This window comes from Rubrivivax benzoatilyticus JA2 = ATCC BAA-35 (assembly GCF_000190375.1).
In the GTDB taxonomy this organism is placed as follows: domain Bacteria; phylum Pseudomonadota; class Gammaproteobacteria; order Burkholderiales; family Burkholderiaceae_C; genus Rubrivivax; species Rubrivivax benzoatilyticus.
Genome location: NZ_AEWG01000047.1, coordinates 49,803 through 61,358, shown reverse-complemented (window position 1 = coordinate 61,358; position 11,556 = coordinate 49,803). Strand labels below are relative to the sequence as shown.

General features: G+C 74.5%; 6 protein-coding genes. 2 read left to right on the top strand and 4 right to left on the bottom strand.

Features of this window, described 5'->3' with window-relative positions; all coding sequences use genetic code 11:
• The coding region (locus RBXJA2T_RS05250) for a DUF7379 domain-containing protein (RefSeq protein WP_009856291.1) at window positions 1-5,083 on the top strand (5,083 nt) is incomplete at its 5' end.
• 25 nt (window positions 5,084-5,108) lie between these two features.
• Here the strand turns inward: RBXJA2T_RS05250 and trhA are convergent.
• The 3 genes from trhA to RBXJA2T_RS05235 form a co-directional block, all read right to left on the bottom strand.
• Window positions 5,109-5,756, bottom strand: coding sequence for a PAQR family membrane homeostasis protein TrhA (gene trhA, locus RBXJA2T_RS05245; RefSeq protein WP_009856290.1), 648 nt, complete (start codon window positions 5,754-5,756; stop codon window positions 5,109-5,111).
• Window positions 5,757-5,901: 145 nt separating this feature from the next.
• A complete protein-coding gene (locus RBXJA2T_RS05240) occupies window positions 5,902-7,524 on the bottom strand; it encodes a GGDEF domain-containing protein (RefSeq protein ID WP_009856289.1) in 1,623 nt (540 codons plus the stop codon).
• Complete coding sequence (locus RBXJA2T_RS05235; RefSeq protein ID WP_009856288.1) at window positions 7,521-9,041, bottom strand: CoA-acylating methylmalonate-semialdehyde dehydrogenase; 1,521 nt, start codon at window positions 9,039-9,041, stop codon at window positions 7,521-7,523. The genes RBXJA2T_RS05240 and RBXJA2T_RS05235 overlap by 4 nt, the downstream gene beginning before the upstream one ends.
• Before the next feature lie 284 nt (window positions 9,042-9,325).
• Here RBXJA2T_RS05235 and RBXJA2T_RS05230 point away from each other — a divergent pair, with 284 nt between their 5' ends.
• Window positions 9,326-10,018: a YecA/YgfB family protein gene (locus tag RBXJA2T_RS05230; RefSeq protein WP_009856287.1), complete on the top strand. Its 693-nt coding sequence runs from the start codon at window positions 9,326-9,328 to the stop codon at window positions 10,016-10,018.
• Between the two features lie 239 nt (window positions 10,019-10,257).
• Here the strand turns inward: RBXJA2T_RS05230 and RBXJA2T_RS05225 are convergent, their stop codons facing one another.
• Window positions 10,258-11,553 (bottom strand): Hsp70 family protein, encoded by a 1,296-nt coding sequence (locus tag RBXJA2T_RS05225; RefSeq protein WP_009856286.1) that lies wholly within the window; start codon window positions 11,551-11,553, stop codon window positions 10,258-10,260.
• Window positions 11,554-11,556: the final 3 nt, after the last annotated feature.

Here is an 11,556-nt window from a genome sequence, read left to right as displayed (position 1 = left end):
CTGCCGGCGCGTCAAGGGCCGGCCGGCCTGCGCGCCGGCGAGCGTCGGCGCGCGCGAGGACGGCGGGCCGCTGCTCGTGCTCGCCCACGGCACCTTCGTCGACACCGAGAGCACCTTCTCCAAGCTGTGGAAGGAACACCCGCAGGCCGTGCAGCGCCTGTTCTCGCACTACGCCGGCCGGGTCTACGCGCTGGACCACCCGACGCTCGGCGAGAGCCCGGTGCGCAACGCGCTGACGCTGGTGCAGGCGTTGGCGCCGGGCCAGCCGCTGCGGCTGCACCTGGTGACGCACTCGCGCGGCGGCCTGGTGGCCGAGGTGCTGGCACGCGTGGCCGCCGACCCGGCCGCCGCGCTCGCCGACTTCGACCGCCTGGAGGCCCTGGCCGGCGGCTGGGGCGATGCCGGGCGCGTGCTGCGCCCCGAGCTGCAGGCGCTGGCCGACGCGCTGGGCCAGCGCCAGGTGAGCGTCGAGCGCGTCGTGCGCGTGGCCTGCCCGGCGCGCGGCACGCTGCTCGCGTCGCGCCGCCTCGACGCCTACGTCTCGGTGCTGAAGTGGGCGCTGGAGCTGGCCCGCATCCCGGTCGCGCCGACGCTGGTGGACTTCCTCGGCGAGGTCGCGCGGCGGCGCGAGGACTGGCTGCAGTTGCCCGGCCTGGCGGCGATGACGCCCGACAACCCGCTGGTGCAGTGGCTCAACCTGTCGGACGCGACGATCCCCGGCGAGCTGCGCGTCGTCGCCGGCGACCTGGAAGGCGACTCGCTGGGCAGCTGGGTCAAGACGCTGCTCGCCGACGCCTTCTACTGGACCGACAACGACATCGTCGTGCAGACACGCTCGATGTACGGCGGCACGCCGCGCGCCGGCGGCGCGAGCTTCCTGCTCGACCGCGGCGGCAAGGTCACGCACTTCGACTACTTCCGCAACACGCGCACCGCCGACGCCGTGGTGCAGGGGCTGACCGAGGCTCGGCCGGACGGCTTCGGGCCGATCGGGCCGCTGTCCTGGGGCGGGCAGGACGCCGGCGGCGTGCGCGGCGCCGCGGCCGCCGCCGGCGGCCGGCCCGCAGCCGAACGGCCGGCGGTCTTCGTGCTGCCCGGCATCCTGGGCAGCAACCTGAAGGTCGGCGGCCACCGCATCTGGCTCGGGCCGCGTTTCCTGGGCGGGCTGCCGCTGCTGAAGTACGAGCTCGACACGCCCGACCCCGTCGAGCCCGACGGCCCGGTGGGCGAGGTCTACGGCGATCTCGTGCGCCACCTGGAGAGCAGCCACCAGGTGATCCCGTTCGGCTACGACTGGCGCCGCCCGCTCGAGGACGAGGCCCGCCGCCTGGGCGCCGCGGTGGCCGACGCGCTGGACGCACGCGCCGCCAGCGGACAGCCGGTGCGGCTGCTCGCGCACTCGATGGGCGGCCTGCTGGCGCGCACGATGCAGCTGGAGTGCCCCGAGGTCTGGCAGCGCCTGATGGCCCGCCCCGGCGCCCGGCTGCTGATGCTGGGCACGCCCAACGGCGGCTCGTGGTCGCCGATGCAGGTGCTCTCGGGCGACGACACCTTCGGCAACGCGATGGCCGCCTTCGGCCTGCCGCTGCGCGACCACCAGGCGCGCACGCTGATGGCCGGCTTCCCCGGCTTCCTGCAGCTGCAGGCCGGCCTGGCCGCCGGCGCCGACGGCCTCGGCGACGCGGCGGCCTGGAAGACGATCGCCGACCGCGACCTGGAGGCCGCGCGGCGCTTCAACTGGTGGCACCAGCCGTCCGACGGCCTCGACGAGCGCGTGCCGGCCTACGAATGGGGCGTGCCGCCGCAGAAGGTGCTCGACCGCGCCGTCGCGCTGCGCCGGCGGCTGGACGAGCAGGTGCGCGACACGCTGCCGGCCTTCGCCGACCGGCTGCTGCTCGTCGCCGGCCACGCGAAGTTCACGCCCGACGGCTACGAGTGGAGCGAACACGGGCTCGTCTACCTCGACGCCGTCGACGGCGGCGACGGCCGCGTGCCGCTGGCCTCGGCGCTGCTGCCCGGCGTGCGCACCTGGTCGCTGGACTGCGAACACGGCGCCCTGCCCTCGCGTGCCGACGCCTTCGAGGCCTATGTCGAGCTGCTCGAACGCGGCGAGACGCTGCGCCTGAAGCCGCTGGCGACACCGACCCGCGCTGCGGCGGCGGCCGCGGTGCCGCAGCACGTGCGCAGCCGCCCGGCACGCGGCACGGCCGCCGACGCGCTGCCGGCCGGCAGCGCCGGCTCGGTCTTCCTGCTGCCCGCGCGCGACGCGGCACCGGCCCGCCGCGGCCCGCCGGCGCTGCGAGTCACGGTGCACAACGGCAACCTGAGCTTCGTGCGCCAGCCGCTGCTGGTGGGCCACTACGACTCGCTGCGGCTCGAAGGCACCGAGCGCGCGGTCGACGCGCTGGTCGGCGGCGCGCTGAGCCAGGCGCTGGCGCTCGGGCTCTACCCCAGCGGACTGGGCAGCCACCAGGTCTTCCTGAACCCGTCGCCGCCGCCCGACGGCGGCTCGCTGGTGCCGCGTCCGCAGGCCGTCGTCATCGTCGGCCTCGGGCCCGAGGGCGGGCTGTCGGCCGACGAGCTGGCCGACAGCGTGCGCCGCGGCGTGCTCGCCTGGACGCAGCGCCTGGTCGAGGGCACGCGCGGCACGCTGGCCGGCTACGAGCTCGCCGCGACGCTGCTGGGCAGCGGCGGGCTGGGCGTGTCGCCGGGCAGCGCCGCGCGCGCCATCACGCAGGGCGTGCGCGACGCCAACACGCTGCTGGCGCGCCAGGGCTGGCCGACGGTGCTGCACCTGACGCTGGTCGAGCTCTTCCTCGAACGCGCCGTCGAGGCCTGGAAGGGGCTGCGCGTGCAGGCCACCGCGGCGCCCGGCACGCTCGAGCTGGACCCGACGGTCGAGAGCGGGCTGGGCGCGCTGCGCCGCTCGCTGGACGCCTACCGCGGCACCGACTACGACTTCATCCGCGTCACGACCCCGGGGCCGGACTTCATCGACTTCACGCTCGACTCGCGGCGCGCCCGCAGCGAGGTGCGCGCGCGCAAGACGCAGCGCACGCTGATCGCCGAGATCGTGGCCTGCGCCGCGCGCGACGACAACGACGACCCGCGGCTCGGGCGCACGCTCTACCAGCTGCTGGTGCCGGTCGAGCTCGAGCCCTTCCTCGGCGGCACGACGAACATGCTGCTCGAGGTCGACGAGGCGACCGCCGGCATCCCGTGGGAGCTGCTGGACACGCCCGCGAGCCCGCACCCGGGTGCCGACCCGCGGCCCTGGGCGATCCGCAGCCGGCTGCTGCGCAAGCTGCGCACCCCGTCCTGGCGCGAGCACGTCGCCGACGCCAGCGCCGACGACGCCGTGCTGATCGTCGGCGAGCCCTCGTGCGCGCCGAAGAACTACGCACGGCTGGCCGGCGCGCGGCAGGAGGCGGCGGCGGTCGACGCGCTGTTGCGCGGCGTCGGCGGCGTCGGCGCCGAACGCGTCAACGCGCTGATCGCGAACGAGCAAGGCGGCCACGAGGCGCTGCCGATCGTCAACGCGCTGCTGGAGCGGCGCTACCGCATCGTGCACATCGCCGGCCATGGCGAGCCCGGCGCGGCCGGCGGCGTCGTGCTGTCCGGCGGCACCGTGCTCGGCGCGGCCGAGATCGACGCCATGCGCACCGTGCCCGAGCTGGTCTTCGTCAACTGCTGCCACCTCGCCGCCCGCGATGCGCGGGAGCTGCTGACGGTGCCGTCGTTCGACCGCGCGCGCTTCGCCGCCACCGTGGCCGAGGCGCTGATCGGCATCGGCGTGCGCTGCGTCATCGCCGCCGGCTGGGCGGTGGAGGACGAGCCGGCGATGGACTTCGCGACCACGCTGTACCGCGCGCTGCTGGCCGGCGAGCCCTTCGTCGAGGCCGTCGCCCAGGCCCGGCTGGCGGCCTGGCAGGCCGGCGGCAACACCTGGGCCGCCTACCAGTGTTACGGCGACCCGGACTGGACCTTCCGCCCGCGCACCGGCGACGCCCAGGCGGCGCCGCGCGCGGCCGAGGCCGCGGGCGAGGACATCGCCTCCCCGGTGGGCCTGGCGCTGGCGCTGGAGGAGATCACGATCGACGCCCGCCATGGCGCACCCGAACGGCGCGCCGCGCGCAGCGAGCGCCTGCTGCAGCTGGAGGCGCGTTTCCAGCCGCTGTGGGGCGGCATGGGCGCGATCGCCGAGGCCTTCGGGCTGGCCTGGGCCGACAACGGCGAACGCGGGCGCGCCATCGGCTGGTACGAGCGGGCCCTCGCGGCCAACGACGGCAGCGCCTCGCTGCGCGTGGCCGAGCAGCTGGCCAACCTGCGCGCGCGGCAGGCCTGGAGCGAGGTCGAGCAGGCGAGCCGCGACGCCGGCACGGCCGCAACGCGGCCGCGACGCGGCAGCCGTGGCGGCACGGCGCCGTCCGACGCGCTGGCCACGACGCTGGCGGCGGCACGTGCGACGCTCGACGACGCCGCGGCGCAGCTGGAGCGGCTGCTGGGGCTGCACCGCACCATCGAGCGCCTGTCGCTGGTCGGCTCGGTGCACAAGCGGCGCGTGATGCTCGAGCGCGTGGCCGCCGACACGGCCGCCGAGCTCGCGGCGCTGAAGGCGATGCACGAGGCCTACGGCGCCGCCGAAGCGCTGGCGCGCGAGCAGCGCGACCCGGCGATCTTCTACCCCGGCGCCAACCGGCTGGCCGCCGAGATCGCGCTGCACGCCGCCGACGGCGACTGGCCCGGGCCCGACCCGGCCGCGGTGGCCGAGCTGCGGCAGGCGCTCGAAAGCCGCATGGCCGAGCAGCCCGAGTTCTGGGCCGCCGCCGGGCTCGTCGAGCTGGATCTGCTGCAGGCGCTCGGCCACGGCGACGACCCGGCGAGCGGGCTCGGCGGCCGCCTGCCCGGCCTGCGCTCGCGCTACGAGGACCTGCGCTCGCGCGTGCCGGGGCCGCGGCACTGGGGTTCGGTGGCCGACCAGGCGGAGTTCCTGGTGCTGCCGTGGCTGCGCCACCGCGGGCCGCAGACCCGCGACGCGGCCGGCGAACTGCTCGCGCTGCTGCGCGGCTACGCCGGCCGGTGAACGGGGGCGGCGCCGGGCGCCGCCCTCAGGCCACGTGCAGCAGCGCCGCGAAGAAGTGGCAGACGCTGCCGGCGATGACGAACAGGTGCCAGACGAAGTGCGCGAAGCGCATCCGGCTGTCGAGCAGGTAGAACACCGCGCCGCCGGTGTAGGCCAGGCCCCCGGCGACCAGCAGCACCAGCCCGCCGGCGGCCATGTTCTCGACCAGCGGGCCGATCGCGACGACGACCAGCCAGCCCATGCCGACGTACAGCCCGGTGGACCACATCGGGTGCGCCAGCCGGTCGAAGGCCTTGGCAACGATGCCGACGATGGCGATCGACCACACTGCCGCCAGCAGCGACCAGCCCCAGGCCCCACGCAGCGGGCCCAGCGCGAACGGCGTGTAGCTGCCGGCGATGAACAGGAAGATCGCCGCGTGGTCGACACGCTGGAACCAGCGCTTCAGGCGCCCCTGCGGCAGCGCGTGGTACACGGCCGAGGCCAGGTACAGCAGCATCATCGTCACCGAGAACACGCAGGCGCCGACGACGTGGGTGGCGCCGCCGTGGCCGGACGAGAACAGCACCAGGATCGGCAGCGAGGCCACCGCGAGCAGGAACCCGATGCCGTGGCTGATCGCGTTGGCGATCTCCTCGGCCAGGGTCTGCGGGCGCGCGGTGGTGGTGCTCATGGCAGGTCTTTCGGCAGGTTGTCGGATGCTGCAGCGCCGAAATGGAAACAAAACCTCTCCAGATCAAACTGCATGCAGGCGAGATGCGGGCAGATCATCGGGCTTTGGCGGCAGTAGACGCCAGCAAGGCGCCCACTGCGGCACCTTAGCGCAGTTCACCCGGTTCGGCGAGGACCAGCTTGTTGCGCCCTTCGGCCTTGGCGCGATAGAGCGCGCGGTCGGCACGCTCGAACAGCGGCACCAGCTCGTAGCCGGGCGCGTGCGCGACGCCGATCGACAAGGTCACCGCCAGGCCTTCGGCGTAGGCGCTCCAGGCGTGGCCCTCGACGCGGTGGCGCAGCCGTTCCAGCACCTCGAGGGCCAGGTCCGGCGCGGTGTCGAACAGCACGACGACGAACTCCTCGCCGCCGACACGCGCCAGCACGTCGCTGTGGCGCAGCCCCTCGCGCAGCAGCCTTGCGATCGACACCAGCACGCGGTCGCCGAGCGCATGGCCATGGCGGTCGTTGATGCGCTTGAAGTGGTCCAGGTCGATGACGGCCAGCGACACCGGCCGCTGCTGTGCCGCCGCGGCCACCAGCCGCGCCGGCAGCTGCTCCTGCAGGTCGCGGCGGTTGGCCAGGCCGGTCAGCGCGTCGCGCCGGGCCTCGTCGCGGAAACGCTGGGCGTGTTCACGCGCGGCCAGCGCCTCCTGGCGCACGCGGTCGGTCTCGGCGCGCGTGACGAAGAGTTCGGACTGGGCGCGCAGCTGGCGCGTCGCACGCTCGCGCTCCAGGCGCTCGTGGGCCTCCAGCGCACGCAGCGCGCGGTAGGTGTCGCCCAGCTCGCGTGCGGCGCGGTAAATGGTCTGGTGCAGGCGGATCAGCGTCGCGTGCTGGCGGGCGGCAATGGCCGCCGGGCCGATCGCGTCGAGCCGCGCCAGCGCCTCGTGCAGCAGCCCGTGCTTGATCTCCGCCTCGGCGATCGAGCAGGTGATGCGCCAGGTCTGGGCGTGAAAACCCTGAGCCCGGCTGCGCGCCAGCGCGTCGTGCAGCAGCGGCTCGGCCTCGTCGAGGCGGCCGGCGTGCAGCAGCGCCTCGCCGAGGTTGCCGTCGACGAAAACGCCGAACAGCGGGTCGGGCAGCTGCGGCAGCAGCGCCTGCGCCGCGCGGGCATGCACGACGGCGCGTTCGACCGCGGCCTGCGCGTCGGCGTCGTCGACGCCGCGCATGCGGTAGAAGCGGCCGATGCAGACCGCGCACAGGTTGTTCAGCACGACCATGCGCACGTAGGGCTCGTCGACGCGCAGCGCGACCTCCAGCGCCTCGGACATCAGCCGCTCGCCCTGCCAGGCGTCGCCCATGCGCTCGAAACACGCGCCCAGCGCGGCCAGCGACAGCGCCAGTTCGCGGTCGTCGGCCTGGTCACGCGCGGCTTCGCAGCTGTCGTGGGCCAGCGTCAGCGCGAGGTCGAAACGCGCCAGCTCGCAGGCCGACAGCACCATGCGGCGCAGCAGGTCGCCGAGCTCGCGGCGGCGGTCGCTGGCCGCCAGGCGCGGGCGCAGCAGCGCGCCGTCGTCGAGCATGCCGACGTGGTCGCCCAGGCGCAGGTCCAGCGCGTAGCAGGCCAGGCCGGCCTCCAGCGCGATGTCGTCGGCGCCTGCGGCCGCGGCGGCGGCGAAGACGGCCCGCGCGGCGTCGCGCGCGGCGGCCAGATCGCCGGCCTCGCGCAGCCGCGCGACCTCGGCCAGGCGCGCGTCCAGGCCCTGGGGACCGTCGTCGTCGTTCACTTGGCCGTCGGCATGACGAACTCGGCGCCCTTGCCGATGCTCGCCGGCCAGCGCTGCATGACGCTCTTCTGGCGGGTGTAGAAGCGCACACCTTCCTCGCCGTAGGCGTGCAGGTCGCCGAACAGGCTGCGCTTCCAGCCGCCGAAGCCGTGCCAGGCCATCGGCACCGGGATCGGCACGTTGATGCCGACCATGCCGGCCTCGACACCACGCGCGAACTCGCGCGCCACGCCACCGTCGCTGGTGAAGCAGGCGACGCCGTTGCCGTACTCGTGCGCGTTGACCAGCGCCAGCGCCTCGGCGAAGTCCTTCACCCGCACGCAGGCCAGCACCGGGCCGAAGATCTCCTCGCGGTAGATGCGCATCGAAGGCGTGACGTGGTCGAACAGCGTGCCGCCGGTCCAGAAGCCGTCCTCGAAACCCGCCGCCTTGAAGCCGCGGCCGTCGACGACCAGCGTCGCGCCTTCGGCGACGCCGGTGGCGACGTAGCCCTCGATGCGGTCGCGCGCCTCGCGCGTGACGATCGGGCCCATCTCGGCGTCGAGCTCCATGCCGTTCTTGATCTTCAGCGTGCGCGCACGTTCGGCCAGCTTGGGCACGATGCGCTCGGCGATGTCGCCGACCAGCACCGCGACCGAGATCGCCATGCAGCGCTCGCCGGCCGAGCCGTAGCCGGCGCCGATCAGCGCGTCGACGGCCTGGTCGAGGTCGGCGTCGGGCATCACGACCATGTGGTTCTTGGCGCCGCCCAGCGCCTGCACACGCTTGCCGTGGTGGGCGCCGGTCTCGTAGATGTACTGCGCGATCGGCGTCGAGCCGACGAAGGACACGGCCTTGACGTCCGGGTGCACGAGCAGCGCGTCGACCGCGATCTTGTCGCCCTGCACGACCGAGAACACGCCGTCGGGCAGGCCGGCTTCCTTCAGCAGCTGCGCCATGAACAGGCTGGCGCTGGGGTCGCGTTCGCTGGGCTTGAGGATGAAGGCGTTGCCGCAGGCCAGCGCCACCGGGAACATCCAGCACGGCACCATCGCCGGGAAGTTGAACGGCGTGATGCCGGCGACCACGCCCAGCGGCTGGCGCATCGTCCAGTTGTCGATGCCGGTGGAGACCTGGTCGGTGTAGTCGCCCTTGAGCAGCTGCGGGATGCCGCAGGCGAACTCGACGATGTCGATGCCGCGCGCGACCTCGCCCTGGGCGTCGGTGAAGACCTTGCCGTGTTCGGCGGTGATCATCGCCGCCAGCGTGTCGCGGTGCTCGTTGAGCAGCGCGAGGAACCTGTTCATCACGCGCGCACGGCGGATCGGCGGCGTGTTGCCCCAGGCCGGCTGGGCGGCGACGGCGGCGGCGACCGCCGCGTCGACGTCGGCCGGCTCGGCGAGACGCACGCGGCGCGCGACGGCGCCGGTGGCGGGGTTGTAGACCGGCTGCGAGCGCGCCCCGGTGCCGGGCGTGGGCTGGCCGGCGATCCAGTGACCGATGTCGGCGGTGGCGGTGTAGGCAACGGGTGCGCCCATGGGAAACGGCTCCTGAACGGGAAGACGGGTGAGGCGGAAGCTGACCCGCCAGTCTAGTGCGGCGGCCTGCCGGACGACGCCGGCGGCCGCAGGCCGCCGGCAGGCGAGCAAAAAAAGGCCCGCCGGTGACGGCGGGCCCCGCAAGTCCTTCGAAAAGGACGTCGTTGGGACCGGCGGGAGGGGCGGGTGCGCTTGCACCACAATTGCCACTTCCCCTGGCCGCGCAATCTACCGGCCTGCCGCTTGACCGACCATCCCCACGCACGGGGACGTCCCCTCTGCCGATGAACACCAATCCGCTGACCGACGCCGACATCACCCGGCTGCAGAGCCTTCTCGACCGCGTGCCCGAGCCGCTGGAGCCGCTGGACGCGGTCGCGCTCGACGGTTTTCTCGCCGGCGTCGTGCTGCAGCCGCAGACCGTGCCGCCGACGCAGTGGCTGCGCTGGGTGACCGACCTGGAGGGCCGGGCGCTGCCCGCGGCCTATCCCGCGGCCGAGCTGCACGCGCTGGTGCGCCGTCGCCACGCCGAGATCGAGACCGCGGTGGCCGAACGCGACTGGTTCGACCCCTGGATCTTCGAGCTCGACGAGGACGCGCCGCCGTCCGAGGCCGTGCTGCCCTGGGTGGCCGGCTTCGCCGCGGCGATGGACCTGTTCCCGGCACTGATGGCGATCGAGGACCCGGAGCTGGTCGAGCCGCTGGCGCTGCTGTACCGCCACTTCGATCCCGCCGACCTGGAGGACGCCGACGCGCTGGTCGCCGTCATCGAGACGCTGGAGCCGGCCGAGGACCTGGCCGAGGCGGTGCAGGACCTGGTGCGCGCGCTGATGCTGATCGCCGACGTCTCGCGCCCGCTGCCGCGCGACGAGCCCAAGGCCAATGCCAAGCCCAACACCCGGCCGGCCGCCAAGCGCCCCGCGGCCAAACGCGCCGGCGCGCAGCGCCAGGGCGCCAAGCCGCGCCGCGCGTCCTAGCCGTCCGCGCGGCAGAACCGATCCCGCAGCGGCGTTGGCGCTGAACTGGCGTTGCATGCGGGTGCACGGCGCGGCCCGAGAGGCGCAGGACCGCTCGTCGAACTGACCGGAGCCTCCCTCGCGGAGGGAGGCTGGAGGGAGCCCTCGGACGCGCTGGAGCACCCTCGCGGAGGGGGCTCGGGGGAGCTGTGCGTAATGCCGCAGGCTAGGCGTCTGCGCGGCAGAAGCCGCGCAGACGCCTAGCCGAACACCGTGCGCGCGTGCAGGCCCAGGCCCTGCGCGACGCTCGCGAAACGGTCGCCGCGCACGCGGCGCGCCGCCGGGAAGCCGGCGGCGATGCGCTCGACCAGCGCATCCAGCCCGGTCGAGCCGCCGGTGAAGTACAGCGTGCCGACGGCCTCGGCGGCAACGCCAGCGCGGCGCAGCGTCTCGCGCGAGCCTTCGACGATGCGCTCCAGGTCGTCCTCGATGGCCGCGGCGACGGCCGCCGACTCCACCGTCGCCGCCAGGCCGGACTCGACGAGCGACAGGTCGAGTTGGGCCGTGCCCGCCCCGGCGACCTCGATCTTCGCGCGCTCGGCCTCGGCGGCCAGCGCGTGGCCCAGGCGGTGCTCGACGACCGACATCAGACGGCGGTGGTGCGCCGCGTCGGCGTACCAGCTCTTCAGCCGGCGCAGCTCGGCGACGCGGCCGGCGTTGTAGACGGTGTTGATCAGGTGCCAGGTGGCGAGGTCGAAGTAGACCCGGCTCGGCACCTCGCGCGGCGCGCGGCCGCCTTCGGACGGCCCCAGGCTGCGGTAGCCCAGCAGCGGCATCAGCGTCTCCAGCTCGACGCGGCGGTCGAAGTCGGTGCCGGCGACGTGCACGCCGTGGTTGGCGAGGATGTCGTCGCGCCGGTCGGCGCGGCCGCGGCGCTCGGGGCCGACACGCACGATCGAGAAGTCCGAGGTGCCGCCGCCGATGTCGGCGACGAGCACCAGCTCCTCGGCGTCGACGTGGCGCTCGTGGTCCAGCGCGGCGGCGATCGGCTCGTACTGGAAGGTGACGTCGCCGAAGCCGGCGGCACGCGCGGCGGCCTCCAGCGCCGCCGCCGCCTGGGCGTCGCGCTCGGCGTCGTCGTCGACGAAAAACACCGGCCGGCCCAGCACCACGCGCGACAGCGGCGCGCCGGCGGCGGCTTCGGCCGCGCGCTTCAGGTGCCGCAGGTAGCCGACGACGACGTCGACATAACGCACCGAGTGGCCACCGCCGAGATCGGTGGCCTGTTCCAGCAGCGACGAGCCGAGCAGGCTCTTCATCGAGCGCATCAGGCGGCCGTCGTGGCCCTCGACGTAGGCCGCCATCGCGGCGCGGCCGTACAGCCGCGTCGGCTCGGCGGCAGGGTGCGCCTCGTCGAGCCGGTAGAAGACCGCCGTCGGCATCGTCGGATGGCCGGGTTCGAGCTCGACCAGGCGCACGCCGTCGTGCGCCGGCAACGCGATGCCCGAGTTGGAGGTGCCGAAGTCGATCGCGGCGAAGCCGGATGCTGGGTTCATGGG

Excerpts from the sequence above, each read along its gene's own strand:
- trhA (WP_009856290.1), bottom strand. The coding sequence starts at position 5,756 with ATGAGCACCACCACCGCGCGCCCGCAGACCCTGGCCGAGGAGATCGCC.
- RBXJA2T_RS05235 (WP_009856288.1), bottom strand. The coding sequence starts at position 9,041 with ATGGGCGCACCCGTTGCCTACACCGCCACCGCCGACATCGGTCACTGG.
- RBXJA2T_RS05230 (WP_009856287.1), top strand. The coding sequence starts at position 9,326 with ATGAACACCAATCCGCTGACCGACGCCGACATCACCCGGCTGCAGAGC.
- RBXJA2T_RS05225 (WP_009856286.1), bottom strand. The coding sequence starts at position 11,553 with ATGAACCCAGCATCCGGCTTCGCCGCGATCGACTTCGGCACCTCCAAC.